Origin of the sequence: Tabrizicola sp. (genome assembly GCF_041911175.1) — a bacterium.
Classification (GTDB): Bacteria; Pseudomonadota; Alphaproteobacteria; order Rhodobacterales; family Rhodobacteraceae; genus Tabrizicola.
The window spans coordinates 22,547-43,270 of record NZ_JAYRPN010000149.1 but is presented as its reverse complement, the minus strand read 5'-3'; the positions used below and the strand labels follow the sequence as shown (position 1 = coordinate 43,270).

Below are 20,724 nucleotides of genomic sequence, written 5' to 3'. Positions count from 1 at the left end.
GTCAGTCTCCTGTGCGGGCAAGGCCAGCGAACCACGGGATCGGGTCCACGGGCACAGCGCCCTGTCTGAGTTCCATATAAAGCGTTTCCGTGTCGCGCCCGCCAGAGCCATCTGGCGACCCCGCCACGAATTCCGCCGTCGCCTTCCGGGGCCCGCCCATCAGGCCCAGCGGCGCGTCGGCGGCCACCACTTCTCCCACTTCGCCATACAGCGTTTCCATCCCTGCAAGCACCATCAGATAGCCGTCGCCGGGCTCAAGGATCATCACATTTCCGTAGTCGAGCAGCGGCCCCCGGTAGCGGATGGTGGCGGGCCAGGGCGCCGTCACCAGCGCGCGGGGCTGGGTGGCCAGCGTGACGCCGGGGCGACGGACCCCGGCGGCGTCGGCCTCGTCCGGCAGGCGCAGCACGGTGCCAAGGACAGGGACCGGCAGGCGGCCCTTCTCGGTCGCGAAGCTGGTGCCCGCCTCGGCATCCGGCGACAGGCCTGCCGCGAAGGCGTCCAGCGTGTCGGCGCTGTCCAGCAGGCCCTTCAGCACCTCGGGGTCTTCGGTGAAGCGTTTCGGCAGGTCGGTGCGATCCGAGATCGCCTTGGAAAGTTCGGTGCGCGCCGCCTGAGCGGTGGCAAGCCCCGCCTCCAGCACCTCGCCCGCCGAAAGCTGCAAGGCGCGCAGGTCGGCCAGTTCCTGCAACTGCGCCTTCAGCGCCAGCGCCTCGGCCTGCAGGGCGGGGGTCACATCCGCCAGGATCATCCCCGACCGCGCCGACCCGACCGCGCCTTCAGGGTGGAGCAGCAGCAGTGGCCCCGGATTCGCCTCCATCGTCGCCAGCACCCCCAGAAGCCGCCCGATCCCGTCGCGCTTGGCGTCGAAGGCGCGGGTCAGCGTGGCCTCGCGCAGCGCCGCCTCGCGCAGCGCCCCGCGCAGCGCGGCCAGCCCGGCCTCATAGGCGCGGATGGTCTGGCTGAGGGCGGTCACCCGGTCGCGCGCCTCGGTCGCACCCTCCAGCGCCGCGACTGCCGTTTGCAGGTCGGCGGAGGCCTTCGCGGCCTGTTCGGCCACGGTCTCGGCGCGCAGGGGCAGGGCCAGCAGGCACAGAAGGACGGCGGTGCGGATCATGCGATCAGGGTCTTGCCGGTCATTTCGGGCGGCTGGGCCAGGCCCATCAGCTGCAGCAGCGTCGGCGCAAGATCGGCAAGCTTGCCGTTGTGCAGGGTCGCGCCTGCCGGGCCGCCGACCAGGATCACCGGCACCGGGTTGACCGTATGCGCGGTATGCGGCTCGCCGGTGACGGGGTCGACCATCACCTCGCAATTGCCGTGGTCCGCCGTGACGATCATCGTGCCCCCTCGCGCCTGCAAGGCCGCCAGCGCGCGGGTCAGCCCCCGGTCCACCGCCTCGCAGGCCTTGATCGCGGCGGGCAGGCTGCCGGTATGGCCGACCATGTCGGGGTTGGCGTAGTTGACCACGATCAGGTCGTAGCCCTTCTTGATCGCCGCGACGAAATGGTCCGACACCTGATCCGCGCTCATCTCGGGTTGCAGGTCATAGGTCGCGACCTTGGGCGAGGGCGGCATGGCGCGGTCCTCGCCGGGATAGGGTGCTTCGCGGCCACCGTTCAGGAAGAAGGTGACATGGGGGTATTTCTCGGTCTCGGCCAGCCGGAACTGGGTGAGGCCGTGGGAGGCCACCCATTCGCCCAGGGTGTTGACGATCTCGCGCTTGGGGAAGACCGAGGTCATGTAGGCATTGTGCGCGTCGGAATAGTCCACCATCCCCAGCCGCGCCACCAGCTTCGGGCGCGGGCCGCAGTCGAAGGCGGCAAAGGCCGGGTCGCCGATGGCCGCCAGAATCTCGCGCGCGCGGTCGGCGCGGAAGTTCAGGAAGAAGAGGCCGTCGCCGTCCTGCATCCCCGCGTAATCGCCGATCACCGTGGCGGGCAGGAATTCATCTGTCTTGTCGGCGGCATAGCCTGCCGCGATGGCCTCTTGTGCCGAAGCCGCCTGCGCCACGCCCTTGCCCTGCACGATGGCGCGGTAAGCCTGTTCCACCCGGTCCCAGCGGTTGTCGCGGTCCATCGCGTAGTAGCGCCCGGTCACGGTGGCGATGCGACCGCCCTTGGGCAGCGCGGCCTCGAAGGCCCGCACCTGTTCGGCGGCGGATTTCGGCGGCACGTCGCGGCCATCGGTAATCACATGGACCGCGACCTTCACCCCTTCCGCCGCGATCTCGCGTGCGGCCTCGATCATGTGGGCGCTGTGCGCATGGACCCCACCGGGCGAGACCAGCCCCGCCAGATGCGCAGTCCCGCCCGAGCCCTGCAGGGCGGCGATGAAGGCGCGGAGAGCGGGTTCTGTCGCGAAGGTGCCCTGTTCGATTGCGAGGTCGATCTGGCCGAGGTCCATCGCCACCACGCGGCCTGCGCCGATGTTGGTGTGGCCGACCTCGGAATTGCCCATCTGCCCGGTCGGCAGGCCGACGTCCGGCCCGAAGGTCGTCAGCGTGGCATGGGGGCAGGTCGCCCAGAGATGGTTGAAGGTCGGCACATGGGCTTGCGCGGGCGCGCTGGTCGCCGGGTCCGGGCCGATCCCCCAGCCGTCGAGGATGCACAAGACGACGGGTTTCGGGGCGGGCATCGGCACTCTCCGGTCTGGTTCAGCCGGGGTTTTACGCCTTGGCCTGCGCCGGGGCAACCGTCACGCCAGCCGGGCCGCCTTCTCGCGCACGCGCTGTCGCCAAAGGGTGAAGATCCCCGCCGCCACCACGATCCCCGCGCCGATGGCGACGTTGACCCGCAAGGTCTCGCCAAAGACGAAAAGCCCGATGGCGCTGGCCCAGACGATCTGGAGATAGGCAAAGGGCTGGACGTCGGAGGCCTCGGCTATCGCCAGCGACTTGATCAGAAGCCAGTGGCTGAGGGCGGCGGTGCAGCACAGAAGCCCCATCCAGCCCCAGTCGCCGGGGCTCATCCAGGTCCAGTGCATCAGGCCGAAGGGCGTCATCGCCACCGCCCCCACGACCCCGGTGTAGAAGAAGCTGACCGAGGCGCTGTCCTTGCGGGCGACATAGCGGGTCAGAAGGCCGTAGACCGCGAACATCGCCGCCGACAGCAAGGGCACCAGCGCCCAGGGGCTGAAGACGCCGAAGCCCGGCTCCAGGATGATGATCACGCCCAGGAAGCCTACCAGGATCGCCGACCAGCGCCGCCAGCCGACCTTTTCGCCCAGGATCGGGCCGGAGAGGGCGGCGACCAGCAAGGGATAGCAGGTGAAGACGGCATGCGCCTCGATCAGGCCAAGCTTGACGAAGGCCACCAGCATCACCGCGATTTCCGCGACCAGGATCACCCCGCGCGCCACCTGGACGACAGGAAAGGCCGACCGGGCCGCAGCCTTCAGGCCCCCGTCAGAGCGCGCCGCCATCGCCATCGCGAACAGCCCGAAGAACCAGAACCGCACCATCACCACCATCGTGACGTGATAGTGCGACCCCAGATGCCGCGAGATGCCGTCCTGCGCCGCGAAGACCACGGTCGTCGCGATCATCAGCCAGATGCCGAGCCGGGTATTCTGCGGCGTGGTCATGCGGGTTTGCGCTCCAGCGACAGGGCGTAAAGACCCGCCGCCACCACGATGGCGCTGCCGATGGCGACCGGAAGCTCCAGCACCTCGCCATAGACCACGAGACCGATGCCGGTGACGAACACGAGTTGCAGGTAGGAATAGGGCTGCACCCGGCTGGCCTCGACCTGTTCGTAGCATTTGAGCAAGAGCCAGTGCGACAGGATCGACAGCCCGCAATAGGCCGTGAGGAACCCGGCGTCCTGCGTCGTCATCGGGGTCAGATGCGGCAGGCCCAGCCCGGTCATCAGCACTGCCCCGATCACGCCGGGCCAGAAGAAGGCTGGGAAGGTCGGCTCGTCCCGCGTGGTCAGCCGGGTCAGCACCGAATAGACCGCGAACATGAAGGCGGACGCCAGCGGCAGGATCGCCGCCCAGGAGAACACGCCCATCCCCGGCCGCAGGATGATCAGCACGCCGACAAGCCCCGCCCCCACCGCCGCCCAGCGTTGCCAGCTGATCGCCTCGCCCAGCACCGGGCCGGACAGGGCGACGATGAGAAGCGGGCAGACCGAGAAGACGGCGAGGCTGTTGATCAGCCCGATCTGGGTGTAGCCCCAGACGATCAGGCAGATTTCCGCGACCAGCAGCACCGAGCGGACGAGATGCGCAGGCAGGCGGCGGGACCGGATCGCTGCGCGGAACCCCTCGGGCCGCCGCAGCGCCAGCAGGATCACGAAGCCCGCGAAGACCCAGTAGCGGATCATGATGATCATCTGGGTCGAATAGGCCGCGGCCAGGTGCTTGGAAAACCCGTCCTGCGCCGCGAAGGCGGCGACAGCGGCCACCATCAGCCAGATGCCAAGGGTCGGATTGCGCGAAGCGGTCATGACCGGGGCTGGCTATCATCCGTCACAGGCAGGCGAAAGGGCCGGTTTCGCAAAGCCGCCTTGCGCGGCGTCCCCTACGTCAGCAGCACCCGGTTGGCCGGATTGCTCGCGCCGTGGCTGACGATCTGTACGTCGATGTCCGCCGCCCGGTAGGCCCGGATCGCCCCTGCCATCGCGTCGGTGATCCAACCCGGCGGATTGCCGAACGCTCCGCCGCCCAGCCGGGTGAGGAACCGCCGCCCCGCGCCGACCGCCAGCGCTGAACCGAAGGTCGCAAGATAGGCCGCCTCCAGCACCAGCCGCGCGAAGGGCTCCCAGTCGGCGACCAGCTCATCGGCATAGGCGACGGGCAGGGCCGAGGCATAGACCTGGTGCACCAGATGCCCCGCGCCCGGCAGGGTGACTTCGGTCGCCTCCTGCACGCCGACCCGCACCAGGCCCATGAGCCGCGCCCGATCCGCCCGGCCGATCTGCGCCGCGATACGCCCCAAGCCACCGGGCCGGGGCAGGGCATAGCCGTTCCGCATCACCCAATGGGCACCGCCTGCATTGCCAAGCGCCCGGCCAAGGTCCGCCAGCATGTCAAGCTGCCGGTCCACCGTCTGGCCGATACCCCCACCCAGCGGCACGAAATAGTTGCGCCAGATCGTGCCCGCCGCGCAGGCCATCGCGCAAGCCGGGCCCTGGGTCCGGTCGAAGGCATAGCGGGCGATGCCCTGCTCCGGCGTGATCTCGGGCCTGATCATTTCCAGCAGGTTGAACTGCGACGCCACCTGGAACGCCGCCCCGGCGTTCACGGGGTCCGCGTGCAACGCGCTCACATCGGCCACGACCTCCCGGACCCTGATCCGCTCCGGCCCGACCGGAGGCGGCGGCAGGTCCGCCAGCGCGGGCGTCAGAAGCTGCCCCGCAACCATCCGCCGACCCTTCGTCCGACAGTGCAGCGCCGTGCCTTCGGCCTGGATACCCGCCCGCACCACCTCGGGCCGGTCGCTTTCCAACCCCGTCAACGCCTCGAACCAGTCCATCCGCCACTCCCGAAGTCTGCACGAGAAGACACCCGTTCCCCGTTGCCGAACAAGAGATTCGCGCGTATATGCGCCTCATGCCCGGGTTTATCTACTTCAACATCACCGACCACGCGCGGCTTCCGGCCCGCTTCTTCGGCATGACCCGCTCGATCCTTTCCCGCGCCTGACCTGCGCGCAGGACCCGACGACCCCATTCCAAGCCATCCCATGACACAGGTGAGAGCCATGACCGCTCCGCGTACCCTCTATGACAAGATCTGGGACGACCACGTCGTCCACCAGGCCGAGGACGGCACCTGCCTCCTCTACATCGACCGCCACCTGGTCCACGAAGTGACCAGCCCCCAGGCCTTCGAGGGCCTCAGGATGACCGGCCGCAAGGTCCGCGCGCCGGAAAAGACCATCGCCGTGCCCGACCACAACGTGCCCACCACGCTCGACCGCGCCAATGCCGCGACGATGACCGAGGACAGCCGCATCCAGGTGGCCGCCTTGGACAAGAACGCCAAGGATTTCGGCATCAACTACTACCCGGTCTCCGACATCCGCCAGGGCATCGTCCACATCGTCGGCCCCGAACAGGGCTGGACGCTGCCCGGCATGACCGTGGTCTGCGGTGACAGCCATACCGCGACCCACGGCGCCTTCGGCTCGCTGGCGCACGGCATCGGCACCTCCGAGGTCGAGCATGTCCTTGCCACCCAGACGCTGATCCAGCGCAAGGGCAAGAACATGAAGGTCGAGATCACCGGCTCCTTGCGCCCCGGCGTCACGGCCAAGGACATCACCCTCAGCGTCATCGGCGCCACCGGCACGGCGGGCGGCACCGGCTATGTCATCGAATATTGCGGCCAGGCGATCCGCGAACTGTCGATGGAAGGCCGGATGACGGTCTGCAACATGGCCATCGAAGGCGGCGCCCGCGCGGGCCTCATCGCGCCCGATGAGAAGACCTTCGCCTATGTCATGGGCCGCCCCCATGCGCCGAAGGGCGCGAAATGGGAGGCCGCGCTGGCCTACTGGAAGACGCTTTACACCGACGAAGGCGCGCATTTCGACAAGGTCGTGACCATCAAGGGCGAGGACATCGCCCCCGTCGTCACCTGGGGCACCTCGCCCGAGGACGTGCTGCCGATCACCGGCGCTGTCCCTGCTCCCGAAAGCTTCTCCGGCGGCAAGGTCGACGCGGCGAAGCGCTCCATCGACTACATGGGCCTCACCGCCGGGCAACGGCTCACCGACATCGCCATCGACACCGTCTTCATCGGCTCCTGCACCAATGGCCGGATCGAGGACCTGCGCGCGGCGGCGGCCATCCTGAAGGGCAAGAAGATCGCCGTGAAGCGGGCGATGGTCGTCCCCGGCTCGGGCCTCGTCCGGGCGCAAGCGGAAGAGGAAGGCCTGGCGCAGATCTTCATCGACGCGGGCTTCGAATGGCGGCTTGCCGGCTGCTCGATGTGCCTGGCGATGAACCCCGACCAGCTGGCCCCCGGCGAACGTTGTGCAGCCACAAGCAACCGCAACTTCGAGGGCCGTCAGGGCCGTGGCGGTCGCACGCACCTGATGTCGCCCGCGATGGCGGCGGCGGCGGCGATCACCGGCCACCTGACCGACGTCCGCGAGCTGATGGGCGAGACGGTCTGATGACCCGGGCGGCATCTGCGGGTGCCGCTGACGGCGGGGCCGCGCGTCGGCCCCGCGTTCTGGTCGTTGCCGAGGCGGCGAACCCGGACTGGGTCTCGGTCCCGCTGATCGGCTGGTCCCTGGCCGAGGCGCTTCGCCAGGTGGCGGAGGTGCATCTCGTCACGCAAATCCGCAACCGTGATGCCATCCTGCACCAGGGCTGGGTCGAGGGCGTCGACTTCACCGCCATCGACACCGAGGCCATCGCCGCCCCGGCCTGGAAGCTTTCCCAGATCCTGCGGATGGGCGAAAGCCGGGGCTGGACCATCGTGCAGGCGGTCAGCAGCCTGACCTATCCCTGGTTCGAACGAAAGGTCTGGGCACGGTTCGGCGCGGCGCTGGAACGCGGCGACTACGATCTTGTCCATCGCATCACTCCGCTGTCGCCCGCCGCCACCGGCCCGCTCGCCGCCCGCTGCCGCAAGGCCGGGGTCCCCTTCGTCCTTGGTCCGCTGAACGGCGGCGTGCCCTGGCCCAAGGGGTTCGAGGCGGAACGGAAACAGGAAGGCGAATGGCTCTCGTTGCTGCGCGGTCTGCTCAGGGCCTTCCCCGGCCGCAAGGCGATGCTCGACGCCTGTGACGCCATCCTCTACGCTTCGCGCTTCACCCGGGCCGACATCCCCGACCGGCTTGCCGACCGCTGCATCTACCTGCCGGAAAACGCCATCGACCCCGCGCGCTTCTTCCGCGAGGCCGCGCCGGAACCTGGCACGCTCAAGGCCTGTTTCATCGGTCGTTTCGTGCCGTTGAAGGGCCTTTCCATGCTGATCGAGGCCGCCCGGCCCCTGCTGGACGCGGGGCGGATGGAACTGCATCTCGTCGGCGACGGCCCCCTCATGCCCGCGCTGAAGGCGCAGGCGCAGGGCCTGGGCGGGGTCCATTTCCACGGCTGGCTGAAGCACGAAGCGGTGCAGGACGTGGCCGCCCGCTGCCATATCCTCGCTTTCCCCTCGATCCGTGAATTCGGCGGCGGCGCGGTGCTGGAAGGCATGGCGCTGGGCCTTGCGCCGCTGGTCATCGACTATGGCGGCCCCGCCGATCTCGTCACGCCCGAGGTCGGGGTCAAGGTCCCGCTCACCACGCGCGAGGACACGACGCGCGCTCTTGGACAGGCGCTGGAGACCCTGGCTGCCGATCCCGAGCAGACCGCCCGGATGGGCAAGGCCGCCCGGCAGCGGGTGACCGACCTGTTCACCTGGCCCCGCCGCGCCGAACAGATCGCGCAGATTTACGACTGGGTCCTGGGCCGCAGCCCGGCCCGCCCCGAACCGATCAAGCACTCCTGACAGACAGCAAGGCAGACGAAGATGGACAAGTTCACCACCCTTACCGGCGTCGCGGCCCCGATGCCGCTGGTCAACATCGACACCGATATGATCATCCCCAAGCAGTTCCTGAAGACGATCCAGCGCTCGGGCCTTGGCAAGAACCTGTTCGACGAGATGCGCTACACCCAGGACGGCAAGGAAATCCCGGATTTCGTGCTGAACCAGCCCGCCTGGCGCAAGGCGGAAATCATCGTCGCCGGGGACAACTTCGGCTGCGGCTCAAGCCGCGAACACGCGCCCTGGGCGCTTCTGGATTTCGGCATCCGCTGCGTGATTTCCACCAGCTTCGCCGACATCTTCTTCAACAACTGCTTCAAGAACGGCATCCTGCCGGTGGTCCTGCCGCAAGAGGCCGTCGATCAGCTGATGGACGATGCGCGGAAAGGGGCGAACGCCCGGATCACCGTCGACCTTGAAGCCCAGACCGTGACCAGCTCGGACGGCAAGACCTTCGCCTTCGAGGTCGACGCCTTCAAGAAGCACTGCCTTCTGAACGGGCTCGACGACATCGGCCTGACGATGGAAAAGGCCAGCGCCATCGACAGCTTCGAGGCGAAGAACGCCACGCTCCGCCCCTGGGCCTAAGGCAAGCGGGCGCGGGGTCCTGCATGGTGGTCCCGTGCCCTGATTTCACATTTGTCCAAATATCCTCTGGGGGTTCGGGGGGCGAAGCGCCCCCGACGACCGAGGAGGAGGCGTAGTCCGACGACGAGACAAAGAGTCTTCGCGCGAAGCGCTCAATTCAGCAAACGCCTCCACCTGCGATCCGTTACGAAATCGTAAACGTCCGCAGCCAACCCATTGAAATTCCTTGCTCGAAATTCTTGTCCACCGTGGACAGCCCAAGCCTTGCCGCTCCGTCCGCCCCGCGCTACCCTCGCCGCGACCCATCCCGGAGGACCCCATGCATGGAATCGAGAAACGCCTCGCCGACCTCGGCGTCACCCTCCCCGACGCCCCCGCCCCGGCGGCGAATTACGTCCCCTTCGTCCAGGTGGGCAACCTTGTCCACATCTCCGGCCAGATCAGCCAGAACGAGGCGGGCCTGATCAAGGGCAAGCTCGGCGAGGACCTCAGCTTCGAACAGGGCGCCGAGGCCGCGAAGCGCTGCGCGATCTCGCTGCTGGCCCAACTGAAGAAAGCCGTCGGCGGCGACTGGGACCGGCTGGACCGCGCGGTGAAACTGGTCGGCTTCGTGAACTCGACCCCCGATTTCACCGACCAGCCCAAGGTGATCAACGGCGCCTCCGACTTCCTGGTCGCCGTCCTCGGCGACAACGGTCGCCACGCCCGCTCCGCCGTCTCCGCCGCCTCGCTGCCCCTGGGCGTGGCCGTGGAAATCGAGGCGATCTTCGCCCTGAAATGACGCGCGTCCCGCTGCCCGACAGCTTCCTCCGCCTGCCGCTCGCCCACCGCGCCCTGCACGACCGCGCGGCGGGGCGGATCGAGAACTCGCCCTCGGCCATCCGGGCGGCGGTCGCGGCGGGCTACGGGATCGAGATCGACCTCCAGCTCGCCTCGGACGGCGTGCCGATGGTCTTCCACGACGAGACCCTCGACCGGCTGACCGGCGAGACCGGCCCGGTCAACGCCCGCTCCGCCGCCGAACTCGGACGCATCCGGCTGACCGGCTCGACCGACAGCATCCCGACGCTGGCCGAAGTCCTGGCCCTGGTCGCGGGCCGCGTGCCCCTTCTCATCGAGATCAAGGACCAGTCGCTGGTCATGGGCCCCACCGACGGCAGGCTGGAGGCCGCGACGGCGGAGGCCCTGAAGGGCTACACCGGCGACGTCGCGCTGATGTCCTTCAACCCCGCCTCGGTCGCGCATCTGGCCCGGCTGGCCCCGCACCTGCCGCGCGGGATCACCACCTCGGCCTACGACCCCGACGATTGGGCGCCGATGCCGGAACCGATGTGCGCCCATTTCCGCGCCATCCCGGATTACGACGCCACCCTCTCCAGCTTCATCAGCCACGAAGCCCCCGACCTTTCCCGCCCCCGCGTGGCCGAGCTGAAGGCGCAGGGCGCGCGGGTGCTGTGCTGGACGATCCGCTCGGTCGAGGCCGAGGCGACGGCACGCAAGCATGCCGACAATGTGACCTTCGAGGGCTACCGGGCGGCGCTTCCGGCTTGACCTTCTTCTCCGGTCCGCCACCTTTCTTGCGACCCCGAGGGCATGAATGGCCGACCTGACCCTGCTCGACAGCCTGTCCGACATCCCCGAAGCCGAGTGGGATGCCGTCGCTGCGCCGGAACAGGCCGAGGGCCGCCCCGTTGATCCCTTCACCACCCACCGCTTCCTGGCGGCGCTGGACCTCTCCGGCTCGACCGGCAAGGGCAGCGGCTGGCAGGCGCGGCCCCTTGTGCTGCGCGATCACGGCGAACTTCTTGCCGCGACGCCGCTCTATGTGAAGAGCCACAGCCAAGGCGAATACATCTTCGACCACGGCTGGGCCGACGCCCTGGAGCGGGCCGGGGGGCGCTATTACCCCAAGCTGCAGATCGCGGTGCCCTTCACCCCGGCGACGGGGCGGCGGTTCCTGGGGGCGGAGGCGTATCGGGAAACGCTGTGGCAGGCGGCCATCGGGATCACGGCGCAGAACCGGCTCTCCTCGCTGCACGCGACCTTCTGCACGGTCGAGGAAGCCGAGGCGCTGGCGGGGGTGGAAGGCACGTTGCACCGCGTCACCCAGCAGTTCCACTGGGAAAACCGGGGATACCAGAGCTTCGACGATTTCCTCGCCGACCTTTCAAGCCGCAAGCGCAAGATGATCCGCAAGGAACGCGAGACGGCGCGGGCTTCGGGCCTGACGATCCGCGCGCTGACGGGTGACGCCATCGAACCCGCGCACTGGGATGCGTTCTGGGCCTTCTACCAGGACACCGGCAGCCGGAAATGGGGCCATCCCTACCTGACCCGTGATGCCTTCCGCCGCTTCCATGACAGGATGCGGAACGACATCCTGCTGGTCCTTGCCTTCGACGGTGCGCGCCCGGTCGCGGGGGCGCTGAATTTCATCGGACGCGACACGCTTTTCGGCCGTTACTGGGGCTGCATCGAGGACCATCCCTTCCTGCACTTCGAACTGTGCTACTATCAGGCGATCGACTGGGCGATTGCGCAGGGATTGCAGCGGGTCGAGGCCGGGGCGCAGGGCGAGCACAAGCTGGCGCGGGGCTATCTGCCGGTCGAGACGCATTCGCTGCACTGGATTGCGGAACCCTCGTTCCGCAAGGCGGTTGACCGTTACCTGCAGGCCGAACGCCGCGCGGTGGGCGAGGAGATCGAGGTGCTGACCGCTTATGGCCCCTTCCGCGGGCATGACGGGCAGGAGTAGTCTGACCGAAACGGAGGCGTGGATGCTGACCTTCTACACCAATCCGATGTCACGGGGCCGGATCGCCCGCTGGATGCTGGAAGAGCTGGGCCAGCCCTATGAGACGGTGGCGCTGGAATACTACACCACGATGAAGGCGCCGGACTATCTGGCGGTGAACCCGATGGGCAAGGTCCCGGCCGTGGTCCACGACGGCAAGGTCGTGACCGAGGTGGCGGCGATCTGCACCTATCTGGCGCTGACCTTCCCCGAAGCGGGCCTGATGGCCGAGGACAAGGCGGCTTTCTTCCGCTGGATGTTCTTTGCCGCGGGGCCCCTGGAGCAGGCGGTGGTCAATGCCGGCTTCGGCTGGAAGACCAGCGGCGCGCAGGAAAAGCGGCGCGCGGGCTACGGCGACCTTGACGATGTGCTGGCCGCGCTGACCGGACATCTCGCGACGCACGACTACATCGCAGACGGACGCTTCACCGCCGCCGACGTCTATGTTGGAAGCCAGGTCGGCTGGGGGATGCAGTTCGGCGGGATTCCGAAGACGGATGTGTTTTCCGCCTATTGGGCGCGGCTCAAGGACCGGCCCGCGCTGCTGGCGGCGAATGCCAAGGACAATGCCCTGATCCCGGAGGCCAAGCCATGACACCCCTGCTGCCCGAAGCCGATCGCAAGGCCGGACTGCCGCCGCTCGCCGAGACCGGCTGGGCCGCCGTGCCCGGCAAGGACGCGATCCGCAAGGTCTGGAAGTTCCGCAACTTTTCGGAAGCCTGGGGCTTCATGTCCCGCGCGGCGATGGCGGCCGAGAAGCTGAACCACCATCCCGAGTGGAAGAACGTCTACAACGTCGTCGACGTGACGCTGACCACGCATGATTGCAGCGGGATCAGCAAGCTGGACATCGACCTGGCGAAGGCGATGGACAAGCTGGCCCCCGATGCCCAGGTGGAGCGGAACCACGGCGAGCCGGTGAGCTGCCTCTGCGAGATCCGCGCGCGGAAGGCGTGACGCAGGAGGCGCTAGAGAAGCCCCGCCATGCGTGCCCCGGTCAGGAGATCCGGCGCCAGATGGTGCGCCCAGCGCCCCTGGCTTGGCACCATGTCGGGTACCTGCACCACCACGCAGCCGGCGCGATGGGCGGCCTCGGCCCCGGTTTCGCTGTCCTCGAACACCAGGCAGCGCGAGGGGGCGACGCCGAGAAGCGTCGCGGCAAGGAGGTAGGGCTCGGGGTCGGGCTTCGGTGCATGCACGTCGTCCAGGGTGACGACATGGGTGAAGGCTTGGGCGATGCCGGCAATACCAAGCTTGCGATGCGCGCCCTCGCGCCCGGTCGAAGTGACGATGGCGAGAGGGGCGCGAAGGGCGGGCAGCAGGTCCAGCGCACCGGGTTTGAGGGCAAGACCCGCATCCACGCCGTCGTTGAAGCCCTTGCGCCAGTGCAGGTTGATGGCCTGCAGGTCGACCCCCGGCAGCGCGGCGCGGATGATCCCGGCGGCGGTGGGCTCGTCCTTGCCGACAAGGCCGTGCATGAAGGCTTCGTCGACGTCATGGCCATGCGCGGCAAAGGCAGCCATGCCGGTGACAAGCGCGATGCTTTCGGTGTCGATCAGCGTGCCGTCGAGATCGAAGAGAATGGCGTCGTACATCTGGGCCTCCGCGCGGAGGCATAGCCGATCAGAGGTGGAGCCGGTAGTGGGTAAAGCCCTCATCATCACTGGCCAGCGGTTCGGGACGATAGCTGGCGATGTCCGCCAGATAGGGCGCGGCGCCGGGACCTGCCGGGACGGTCACCGTGGTCCCCGGCATCGGCAGGAAATGCCAGTTGCGACGTGGTGGCGTGCCAACGCTGCCCTTGCGCTGGATATGGGCGGAAAAGACCGCCTGCACGCGCGCCCCGTCGGTGAAGACGATCTTCTGCTCGGTGTCGGGGTCCTGCAGGCGCGCCCGCCCGGCGCGGTGGTTGTTGGTGACCAGGAGGAACCTGTCGGTTGCCAGCACCGGCCGGTCTCCGTGGCTGAGCCCGGTGATCCGTCGCGCTGCCGGATCGGCCAGCCTGCCCTGGGCGTCGAAGCGCGGCGGCTGGCTGAGGTCGATGGCATAGGAGAGCTGCGGAATGGTCTCGAACACGAAGGAGGGCACGGCGTTGTCCAGGAGGGCGGCGTCCGCCTCGCCCGGTGCGATCCGGCGGAAGACGGCGGTGGCACGCTCCAGCCAGTCGGCCACTTCGGCCCCGGTCAGGAGAAGCGTGACCAGCGTGTTGGGGAAGGGATAGAGGTCCGACAGGTTGCGCATCCGCAGCGGGCCTGCGGGGATGTCGGTATAGTTGCCGGGCCCGCCACGCCCCCCGGCCCGGAAGGGCGAGGCAGAGGACAGGAGCGGCAGGTCCGCCCACCCCGTCCGGGCCAGCGCGGAGCGGATGTGTTCGGCCTTGGCCTCGGCGATCAGGGACAGTGCGGCCGAGGGGGCGATGGTGGCGAAATGGCTGTGCAGCGGCACGGCGGTCTCGCCCAGCTGGCGGCGCGACCAGGCCAGCGTCGCGCGGTGGTCGGGGGCCAGTGCCTGATGCAGGGCCGGGGCGGCGGGCGCGCGATCATTGCTGCGCTGGCCGATCCGCGCCGAGGCGTCGACGACCCGCCACCGGCGGGAACCGGTGGTGCAGCGCTCGATCTGCAGGTCGATGATGCCGACATGGTGGGCTGAATGCCCCGGCATCACGGCGGGTTTTCCCGCGAGGCGCCCGCGCACCGGGTCGATTTCGGGCGAGGCGGGGAAGTCGGGGCCGGGGAAGACCCGGTGGCTGTGCCCGGCCACCAGGGCATCGATCTCGGGCAGCGCCGCGAGCGCGGTCGCGGCGTTCTCGGAGCGATCCTCGGGGTCGACCTCGCCGATGCCGGTATGGGCCAGCGCCACGATGATATCGGCCCCGCTTGCCCGCAACCGGGGCACCCAGGCGCGGGCCGCGGCAAGGATGTCGCGGGTCTGGACCGAACCGCCCGGCACGTTGCGGTCCCATTCGGCGATCTGCGGCGGGGCGAAGCCGATCACCCCGATGCGCAGCAGGTGCGCGCGGCCGTCGTTGTCGATGATCTGGCGGCGCAGGATCGTGAAGGGCGGCACCAGCGTCTGATCGCGGGCCGGGCTTCTGCCCAGGCGGGTGGCGATATTTGCCGAGACCACCGGGAAGCGGGCATCCGCCAGCACCTCGGACAGGAAGCGCAGCCCGTAGTCGAATTCGTGGTTGCCAAGCGTCGCCGCGTCGTAGCCCAGCGTGTTGAATGCCGTGATCATCGGATGCGCCCGCCGCCTCCGGGCCGAAGCGGCATAGTCGGCCAGCGGGCTGCCCTGCAGGAAATCGCCATTGTCGAACAGAAGGCAATTGCGCGCTTCGCCCCGTGCCTCGGCAATTTGCAGCGCAATTGCGCCAAGCCCGAGGCTGGAATTCGGACGATCTGCGCAATAGTCGTAGGGCATCAGGCTGGCGTGCAGGTCGCTGGTGGCGATCAGCCGCAACGCGGCGCGGGGGCGGCGCGCGGTCGCGGGCAGCATCGCATTGGGTGACGGCATCGCGGGATCCGCTTCGGAATCCTTCCCGGTCAGCGACTTGGCGACCGATGCGACGGGAACTTGATACATCGAACTTCCAGTGACCTGACCGAACCCGGAGCGAGCCGAAACCGCGACCTGAGACTGCACACTTATTGCGCGAGTGATGTATCGTTCTGGTTGTGTCAATGTTGTGGCGAATTGGCGTTATTCACGCGGAGCCGAGAAATTGCCGCAGGTTGGCAATTGAAATTGTGTTCGAAGCGGCAGAGTCTTGGAATCAACGGAACAATCAGTCGAAAGCTGGTCAGCGATGCGGATTGCAGAAACAGTTACCTTCGGCGGCTCGGGCCTTGATCGGCGGGCCGGCCTGCGGCGCGATACTGCCGGTCTGGCGGCGGCGCTGGCTTCGGGCGCGGTTCTGCCACTGTGGCGCGGCAAGCCGTTGATGGAAGGCGACCACCCGGTCTGGGTGCCAAAGGGTCATCCGGTGCTCGAACAAGCCCGGCAGCCGGTGTTCCTGGGCATCGACGACGGAGTGCCGCGCTTTGCCGCCGACCTGTCGGACTGGGTGCCCGATCCTGGGGCCGAGCTGCCCGGGCCGGGGTTCCTGGACCAGACGGTGCAGGAGCATCCGGCGATGGCCAAGGGGCAGGGGTTTGCCGAACTGCGGGGGGTGATGGCACTTCTGTCCCCGCGCGAGGCGGAACTGGTCGCCACCGCCAAGGCGATCCTGCAATGGCATGCAAGCCACGGCTTCTGCGCGGCCTGCGGTGCCAGGTCCGATGTGGTGCAGGGCGGGTGGCAAAGATCCTGTCCGGCCTGCGGTGCGCAGCATTTTCCGCGCACCGATCCGGTGGTCATCATGCTGGTGACACATGGCAATTCGGTGCTGCTGGGCCGCAGTCCCGGCTGGCCCGAGGGCATGTTCTCGCTGCTGGCCGGTTTCGTCGAGCCCGGCGAGACGCTTGAGGCCGCCGTGCGCCGCGAGGTGCTGGAGGAAACCGGCGTGACCTGCGGTGCGGTGGGCTATCTGGCCAGCCAGCCCTGGCCTTTCCCGGCCTCGCTGATGATCGGCGCGCGGACCGAAGCGACCGGCACAGCCATTGCACTGGACCCGCTGGAGCTGGAACAGGCGCTCTGGTTGCCGCGCGAGGAGTTGGTCAGCGTCTTCGACGGGCGGCATCCGGTGATCAGGCCCAGCCGGAAAGGGGCGATTGCGAACTTCATTCTGCGGGCATGGCTTGCGGACCGGCTTGATTGACCTGATCTTCCTGCTATCCGGGTATCCCGAAGTGCAATCCGTGAGGCAGCGATGAAGCTGACGGCGAAGACCGATCTTGAAGTGCCTGCCGCCGCCGTCTTTGCCGCGCTGATCGACACCCCGACCTGGGAACGCGAGGCGATCCGCAACGGGGTCGAGGTGGAGCGCCCGCCCGGAACGCCGGACAGCGGCGTCGGGGCCGAATGGCGCATACGGGGCCATTTCCGCGGCAAGGCACGCAAGCTGACGATCCGCATCACCGAGATGACCCCGGACCAGCGGGTGTCGATGGGGCTGGACAGCCCCTCGGTCGACGGGGTGGTCCAGGTCGAGGTCATGGTCCTGTCACCCCGCCGCAGCCGGTTGCGGGCGGATCTGGAAATCAAGCCGAAGACGCTGGCGGCGCGGCTGTTCGTCAACACGATGCGGCTGGCCAAGGGCCGGGTGCAGGCGCGGTTCGAACGCGGCCTCGGCAACCTGGGCGCGCGGATCAAGGACCGCTACGACCGTCAGGCCTGAGCCGGGCCGCGCTCGCGGTCGGCGGGATAGACGCCAAGGATGCGCACTTCCGAAGTGAAGTAGCGCAATTCCTCCAGCGCCAGCGCGACGTTGGCGTCATCGGGGTGGCCCTCGATGTCGGCGTAGAATTCCGTTGCGGTGAAGGTGCCGCCGACCATGTAGCTTTCCAGCTTGGTCATGTTGATCCCGTTCGTCGCGAAGCCCCCCAGCGCCTTGTACAGCGCCGCCGGAATGTTGCGGACGCGGAAGGTGAAGGTGGTGATCATCTTGCCCGCCCCGCGACGGGTCAGGTCGGCTTCGCGCGACATCACCAGGAAGCGGGTGGTGTTGTTGGCGTGGTCCTCGATGTGCCGGGCCAGCACCTCCAGCCCGTAGATCTCTGCCGCCAGCTCGCTGGCCAGCGCGGCCTTCGCCTTATCGCCCGCTTCGGCGACTTCGCGCGCTGCGCGGGCGTTGTCGCTGCTGACTTTCCCCTTGATCCCGTGCTTCTTCAGGAACAGCGCGCATTGCGGCAGGATCACCACATGGCCATGCGCCTCGCGCACATCTTCCAGCTTCGCACCTTTCACGCCCAGAAGGTTGACATGCACCCGGACGAAGGCCTCGTCCACGATATGCAGGCCCGCGCGCGGCAGCAGGGAGTGCACGTCGGCGACCCGGCCATAGGTGGAATTCTCCACCGCCAGCATGCCCAGATCGACCTCTCCGCGCCCGACCTTGTCGACCACTTCCTCGAAGGTCGTGCTTGGAACCGCCTCGAAATCCGGGCGCGACTGCTGGCAGGCCTGGTGCGAATAGGCCCCCAGCTCTCCCTGAAAAGCGATACGTCCGGCCATTGCGTGCGTCCCCCCTGTCGAAAACCTGCCCCAACGGCGTTTCGCCGCGCGTCTACACCTTGAAACCTGACGGTGGAAGCGGATAGATACCGCGCGACACGAGACCCCAGATAGGTGAACCATGTTCGACACGATGACGATGACCAAGACGGTGGGCGCGGTGTGCGGGTCGCTTCTGGTGCTGATGCTGGTGGGCTGGGCGGGCAACTCGCTTTACACCGTGGGCGGCGGCGAACATGGCGAACATGCGGAAGGCGAGCTGACGCAGGCCTACACCATCGACACCGGCGAAGCGGCGGCCCCGGCCGAGGGCGGCGGCGAGACGGTGGATGTCGCGGCGATCCTGGCGGCGGGCGATGCGGCGGCTGGTGAGGCCGTGTTCAAGAAATGCGGCTCCTGCCACAAGCTTGACGGCACCAACGCTGTCGGTCCCCACCTGAACGGTGTCGTCGGTCGCAACCACGCCTCGGTGCCGGACTTCACCTATTCCGAGGCGATGGCCGCCAAGTCGGGTGAGGCCTGGACGCCGGAAGCGATCTTCGCCTTCCTGGAAAACCCGAAGCAGGTGATCCCCGGCACCAAGATGGCCTTCGCGGGCCTGCCGAAGCCGGAAGACCGGGCGAACGTCATCGCCTTCCTGACCACGAAGCCCTGACGGCTTCGTCCGTCGTGTCCAAGGCAAAGCCGCCCCGTCCGGGCGGCTTTCTCATGTTCACGCATTCGCGCGCCGGGATCGCGGCTTGTTTGCTCGACAAAGCCTGATTTAGCATAAAAGAATGATCAGGAGCGGCAATCTGGGAGGCTGGCGGATGCGGACTGAGAAGCGGGTGGCGGCACGGGTCAAGGCAGCACGGATCAACCCCGTCCCCCTCATCGCCACCGGCGCCCTGATCCTGGCCCTGGCCGCAGCGGCCCTGCCCGCGCGGGCGGAAACCGTGATCAAGTCCTACGGCATCTCCACCTTCGGCGACCTGAAGCTTCCCGCCGACTTCGCCCACCTGCCCTATGTGAACCCCGATGCCCCCAAGGGCGGCGAGATCAGCGAATGGTCGCCCGGCAGCTTCGACAGTTTCAACCCCTATGCCATCGCGGGCAACGCCGGCGCGCTGTCGTCGATCTTCTACGAATCCATCCTGACCGGCACGCTGGACGACGTCAGCGCCGCCTACTGCCTGATGTGCGAGACGATGGAATACCCCGAGGACCGCTCCTGGGTGATCTTCAACCTGCGCAAGGACGTGAAATTCTCCGACGGCAGCCCCCTCACCGCCGATGACGTGCTGTTCAGCTACGAGCTGTTCCGCGACAAGGGCATCCCCGAATTCCGCAGCGTGGCGAACGGCAAGTACCAGTCGGTCGAGGTGCTGGACCCTTACCGGATCAAGTTCACCTTCACCCCCGGCACGTCCTTCCGCGACATGCCCGCGCAAGCCGGAAGCTCGCCGATCTTCTCGCGCAAGGACTACGAGGAGAACAAGCGCGACCTGGAGAAATCCAGCCTGCAACCCTTCCTTGGCACCGGCGCCTATGTGCTGGACAGCTTCAAGCCCGGTCAGCAGATCATCTACAAGCGCAACCCCGATTACTGGGGTGAAAAGCACCCGCTGAACATCGGCCAGAACAACTTCGACCGCATCCGCATCGAATATTTCGGCGATGACAACGCCGCGATGGAGGCGTTCAAGGCGGGCGTCTACACCTTCCGCACGGAAAGCGACTCGAAGCGCTGGGCAACCAACTACGACTTCCCCTCGATCAAGGCGGGGGACGTGAAGAAGGATGTGATCCCCTCGGGCGACATCGCGGGCGGCCAGTCGATCATCTTCAACCTGCGCCGCGCCCAGTTCCAGGACCCGAAGGTCCGCGAAGCGCTGGGGCTGGTCTTCAACTTCGAATGGTCGAACAAGGCGCTGTTCTACGGGCTGCTGACCCGGATCAACTCGATCTGGGAAAACTCGGAGATGGCGGCGACCGGCACGCCCACGCCCGAGGAAGTGGCGATCCTGCAGCCGCTGGTCGACGAAGGCCTGCTTCCCGCCAGCATCCTGACCGACGAGGTCGCGATGGGCTCGGTCTCGTCAGACAAGAACAACCTCGACCGCAAGAACCTGCGCAAGGCCTCGGCCCTGCTGGACGAGGCCGGGTGGACGGTGGGCGACGACGGGATGCGCCACAACGCCAAGGGCGAGAAGCTGCGGATGGAGATGGTCCATGTCCGCACCGACCTGTTGCCGGTGATGAATGCCTATGTGGAGAACCTGCGGGCCTTGGGCGTGGATGCCAGCTTCGACATCATCGACGACCCGCAGTTGCAGGAACGCGCCAGCCCGCCGGTCTTCGACTTCGACGCCCTGCCGACCACGGTGGTCAACGGCGGGCTGGAGCCGGGGGGCGTGCTGAAGCAGGCCTGGGCTTCCGTGGCGAAGGACAATTCCAGCCGCAACCGGATGGGCTATGCCAACCCGGCGGTGGACAAGCTGCTGGACATGGTCGAGGCGGCGAAGTCGCGGGCCGAGCTGACGACAGTGGTCAAGGCGCTGGACCGGGTCTTGCGGTCGGAATTCGTGATCGTCCCGCGCTACTACAAGAAGGACAACTGGGTGGCCTACTACAACATGTACGAACACCCGGCGAACCTGCCCCCATATGGGCTGGGCGAACTGTCGATCTGGTGGTACAACGCCGAAAAAGCCGACGCGCTGAAGGCCAAGGGCGCGTTGAAGTAACGAAAGACGGGCAGGAAC

20 protein-coding genes are annotated in these 20,724 nt (G+C 67.7%); 12 read left to right on the top strand and 8 right to left on the bottom strand.

What is annotated here, in order from left to right:
* Position 1: 1 nt before the first annotated feature.
* From ACE3P6_RS20510 to ACE3P6_RS20490, 5 genes are all read right to left on the bottom strand, one after another.
* Positions 2 to 1,117: a murein hydrolase activator EnvC gene (locus ACE3P6_RS20510; RefSeq protein WP_374398279.1), complete on the bottom strand. Its 1,116-nt coding sequence runs from the start codon at positions 1,115 to 1,117 to the stop codon at positions 2 to 4.
* A complete protein-coding gene (gene gpmI / locus ACE3P6_RS20505; RefSeq protein ID WP_374398278.1) occupies positions 1,114 to 2,634 on the bottom strand; it encodes a 2,3-bisphosphoglycerate-independent phosphoglycerate mutase in 1,521 nt (506 codons plus the stop codon). Before gpmI ends, ACE3P6_RS20510 begins: the two co-directional genes overlap by 4 nt.
* A 60-nt stretch (positions 2,635 to 2,694) precedes the next feature.
* Entirely contained in the window at positions 2,695 to 3,582 is an 888-nt protein-coding gene (locus tag ACE3P6_RS20500; protein WP_374398277.1) for a DMT family transporter, read from the bottom strand.
* The gene (locus tag ACE3P6_RS20495) at positions 3,579 to 4,448 is read right to left on the bottom strand and encodes a DMT family transporter (RefSeq protein WP_374398276.1); all 870 of its coding nucleotides are present in this window, start codon (positions 4,446 to 4,448) and stop codon (positions 3,579 to 3,581) included. The genes ACE3P6_RS20500 and ACE3P6_RS20495 overlap by 4 nt, the downstream gene beginning before the upstream one ends.
* A gap of 74 nt (positions 4,449 to 4,522) precedes the next feature.
* A complete protein-coding gene (locus ACE3P6_RS20490) occupies positions 4,523 to 5,476 on the bottom strand; it encodes a hypothetical protein (RefSeq protein ID WP_374398275.1) in 954 nt (317 codons plus the stop codon).
* Between the two features lie 228 nt (positions 5,477 to 5,704).
* On the opposite strand from ACE3P6_RS20490, the gene leuC reads away from it, so the two are divergent.
* The 8 genes from leuC to ACE3P6_RS20450 all read left to right on the top strand — a co-directional run bounded on the left by leuC (position 5,705) and on the right by ACE3P6_RS20450 (position 12,826).
* Positions 5,705 to 7,123 (top strand): 3-isopropylmalate dehydratase large subunit, encoded by a 1,419-nt coding sequence (leuC, locus tag ACE3P6_RS20485; RefSeq protein ID WP_374398274.1) that lies wholly within the window; start codon positions 5,705 to 5,707, stop codon positions 7,121 to 7,123.
* A complete protein-coding gene (locus ACE3P6_RS20480) occupies positions 7,123 to 8,448 on the top strand; it encodes a glycosyltransferase family 4 protein (protein ID WP_374398273.1) in 1,326 nt (441 codons plus the stop codon). The genes leuC and ACE3P6_RS20480 overlap by 1 nt, the downstream gene beginning before the upstream one ends.
* A gap of 21 nt (positions 8,449 to 8,469) precedes the next feature.
* Complete coding sequence (leuD, locus tag ACE3P6_RS20475) at positions 8,470 to 9,075, top strand: 3-isopropylmalate dehydratase small subunit (RefSeq protein WP_374398272.1); 606 nt, start codon at positions 8,470 to 8,472, stop codon at positions 9,073 to 9,075.
* A 319-nt stretch (positions 9,076 to 9,394) separates the two neighbouring features.
* Positions 9,395 to 9,856, top strand: a complete 462-nt coding sequence (locus tag ACE3P6_RS20470) for a RidA family protein (RefSeq protein ID WP_374398271.1) — start codon at positions 9,395 to 9,397, stop codon at positions 9,854 to 9,856.
* On the top strand, positions 9,853 to 10,626 hold the full coding sequence (locus ACE3P6_RS20465) for a glycerophosphodiester phosphodiesterase family protein (protein WP_374398270.1): 774 nt from the start codon (positions 9,853 to 9,855) through the stop codon (positions 10,624 to 10,626). Before ACE3P6_RS20470 ends, ACE3P6_RS20465 begins: the two co-directional genes overlap by 4 nt.
* 46 nt (positions 10,627 to 10,672) lie before the next feature.
* Positions 10,673 to 11,830, top strand: a complete 1,158-nt coding sequence (locus ACE3P6_RS20460) for a GNAT family N-acetyltransferase (protein ID WP_374398269.1) — start codon at positions 10,673 to 10,675, stop codon at positions 11,828 to 11,830.
* Positions 11,831 to 11,852: 22 nt separating this feature from the next.
* Positions 11,853 to 12,464, top strand: a complete 612-nt coding sequence (locus ACE3P6_RS20455) for a glutathione S-transferase family protein (protein ID WP_374398268.1) — start codon at positions 11,853 to 11,855, stop codon at positions 12,462 to 12,464.
* On the top strand, positions 12,461 to 12,826 hold the full coding sequence (locus ACE3P6_RS20450; protein WP_374398267.1) for a 4a-hydroxytetrahydrobiopterin dehydratase: 366 nt from the start codon (positions 12,461 to 12,463) through the stop codon (positions 12,824 to 12,826). The genes ACE3P6_RS20455 and ACE3P6_RS20450 overlap by 4 nt, the downstream gene beginning before the upstream one ends.
* 11 nt (positions 12,827 to 12,837) lie before the next feature.
* Here the strand turns inward: ACE3P6_RS20450 and ACE3P6_RS20445 are convergent, their stop codons facing one another.
* Both ACE3P6_RS20445 and ACE3P6_RS20440 read right to left on the bottom strand, forming a co-directional pair.
* Positions 12,838 to 13,464 carry an HAD family hydrolase gene (locus ACE3P6_RS20445; RefSeq protein ID WP_374398266.1) on the bottom strand — a complete coding sequence of 209 codons (627 nt, stop codon included), beginning with the start codon at positions 13,462 to 13,464 and terminating at the stop codon, positions 12,838 to 12,840.
* 28 nt (positions 13,465 to 13,492) lie between these two features.
* Positions 13,493 to 15,451 (bottom strand): bifunctional 2',3'-cyclic-nucleotide 2'-phosphodiesterase/3'-nucleotidase, encoded by a 1,959-nt coding sequence (locus ACE3P6_RS20440; protein WP_374398265.1) that lies wholly within the window; start codon positions 15,449 to 15,451, stop codon positions 13,493 to 13,495.
* Between the two features lie 223 nt (positions 15,452 to 15,674).
* Between ACE3P6_RS20440 and nudC the strand changes: the two genes are divergently transcribed.
* Positions 15,675 to 16,625, top strand: coding sequence for an NAD(+) diphosphatase (gene nudC / locus ACE3P6_RS20435; RefSeq protein ID WP_374398264.1), 951 nt, complete (start codon positions 15,675 to 15,677; stop codon positions 16,623 to 16,625).
* A 51-nt stretch (positions 16,626 to 16,676) separates the two neighbouring features.
* Complete coding sequence (locus ACE3P6_RS20430; protein WP_374398263.1) at positions 16,677 to 17,144, top strand: SRPBCC family protein; 468 nt, start codon at positions 16,677 to 16,679, stop codon at positions 17,142 to 17,144.
* Here ACE3P6_RS20430 and ACE3P6_RS20425 read toward each other — a convergent pair.
* Complete coding sequence (locus ACE3P6_RS20425) at positions 17,135 to 17,980, bottom strand: prephenate dehydratase (RefSeq protein ID WP_374371909.1); 846 nt, start codon at positions 17,978 to 17,980, stop codon at positions 17,135 to 17,137. The two genes, ACE3P6_RS20430 and ACE3P6_RS20425, sit on opposite strands and share 10 nt — an antisense overlap.
* 121 nt (positions 17,981 to 18,101) lie before the next feature.
* Here ACE3P6_RS20425 and ACE3P6_RS20420 point away from each other — a divergent pair, with 121 nt between their 5' ends.
* Together ACE3P6_RS20420 and ACE3P6_RS20415 are read left to right on the top strand one after the other, a co-directional pair.
* Positions 18,102 to 18,635 carry a cytochrome c family protein gene (locus ACE3P6_RS20420; protein ID WP_374371907.1) on the top strand — a complete coding sequence of 178 codons (534 nt, stop codon included), beginning with the start codon at positions 18,102 to 18,104 and terminating at the stop codon, positions 18,633 to 18,635.
* Between the two features lie 154 nt (positions 18,636 to 18,789).
* Positions 18,790 to 20,706, top strand: a complete 1,917-nt coding sequence (locus ACE3P6_RS20415; protein ID WP_374398262.1) for an extracellular solute-binding protein — start codon at positions 18,790 to 18,792, stop codon at positions 20,704 to 20,706.
* Positions 20,707 to 20,724: the final 18 nt, after the last annotated feature.

What these genes read in the sequence shown, in the direction of transcription:
- ACE3P6_RS20510 (WP_374398279.1), bottom strand. Translation starts at nt 1,117, where the DNA reads ATGATCCGCACCGCCGTCCTTCTGTGCCTGCTGGCCCTGCCCCTGCGC.
- gpmI (WP_374398278.1), bottom strand. Translation starts at nt 2,634, where the DNA reads ATGCCCGCCCCGAAACCCGTCGTCTTGTGCATCCTCGACGGCTGGGGG.
- ACE3P6_RS20500 (WP_374398277.1), bottom strand. Translation starts at nt 3,582, where the DNA reads ATGACCACGCCGCAGAATACCCGGCTCGGCATCTGGCTGATGATCGCG.
- ACE3P6_RS20495 (WP_374398276.1), bottom strand. Translation starts at nt 4,448, where the DNA reads ATGACCGCTTCGCGCAATCCGACCCTTGGCATCTGGCTGATGGTGGCC.
- ACE3P6_RS20490 (WP_374398275.1), bottom strand. Translation starts at nt 5,476, where the DNA reads ATGGACTGGTTCGAGGCGTTGACGGGGTTGGAAAGCGACCGGCCCGAG.
- leuC (WP_374398274.1), top strand. Translation starts at nt 5,705, where the DNA reads ATGACCGCTCCGCGTACCCTCTATGACAAGATCTGGGACGACCACGTC.
- ACE3P6_RS20480 (WP_374398273.1), top strand. Translation starts at nt 7,123, where the DNA reads ATGACCCGGGCGGCATCTGCGGGTGCCGCTGACGGCGGGGCCGCGCGT.
- leuD (WP_374398272.1), top strand. Translation starts at nt 8,470, where the DNA reads ATGGACAAGTTCACCACCCTTACCGGCGTCGCGGCCCCGATGCCGCTG.
- ACE3P6_RS20470 (WP_374398271.1), top strand. Translation starts at nt 9,395, where the DNA reads ATGCATGGAATCGAGAAACGCCTCGCCGACCTCGGCGTCACCCTCCCC.
- ACE3P6_RS20465 (WP_374398270.1), top strand. Translation starts at nt 9,853, where the DNA reads ATGACGCGCGTCCCGCTGCCCGACAGCTTCCTCCGCCTGCCGCTCGCC.
- ACE3P6_RS20460 (WP_374398269.1), top strand. Translation starts at nt 10,673, where the DNA reads ATGGCCGACCTGACCCTGCTCGACAGCCTGTCCGACATCCCCGAAGCC.
- ACE3P6_RS20455 (WP_374398268.1), top strand. Translation starts at nt 11,853, where the DNA reads ATGCTGACCTTCTACACCAATCCGATGTCACGGGGCCGGATCGCCCGC.
- ACE3P6_RS20450 (WP_374398267.1), top strand. Translation starts at nt 12,461, where the DNA reads ATGACACCCCTGCTGCCCGAAGCCGATCGCAAGGCCGGACTGCCGCCG.
- ACE3P6_RS20445 (WP_374398266.1), bottom strand. Translation starts at nt 13,464, where the DNA reads ATGTACGACGCCATTCTCTTCGATCTCGACGGCACGCTGATCGACACC.
- ACE3P6_RS20440 (WP_374398265.1), bottom strand. Translation starts at nt 15,451, where the DNA reads ATGTATCAAGTTCCCGTCGCATCGGTCGCCAAGTCGCTGACCGGGAAG.
- nudC (WP_374398264.1), top strand. Translation starts at nt 15,675, where the DNA reads ATGCGGATTGCAGAAACAGTTACCTTCGGCGGCTCGGGCCTTGATCGG.
- ACE3P6_RS20430 (WP_374398263.1), top strand. Translation starts at nt 16,677, where the DNA reads ATGAAGCTGACGGCGAAGACCGATCTTGAAGTGCCTGCCGCCGCCGTC.
- ACE3P6_RS20425 (WP_374371909.1), bottom strand. Translation starts at nt 17,980, where the DNA reads ATGGCCGGACGTATCGCTTTTCAGGGAGAGCTGGGGGCCTATTCGCAC.
- ACE3P6_RS20420 (WP_374371907.1), top strand. Translation starts at nt 18,102, where the DNA reads ATGTTCGACACGATGACGATGACCAAGACGGTGGGCGCGGTGTGCGGG.
- ACE3P6_RS20415 (WP_374398262.1), top strand. Translation starts at nt 18,790, where the DNA reads ATGCGGACTGAGAAGCGGGTGGCGGCACGGGTCAAGGCAGCACGGATC.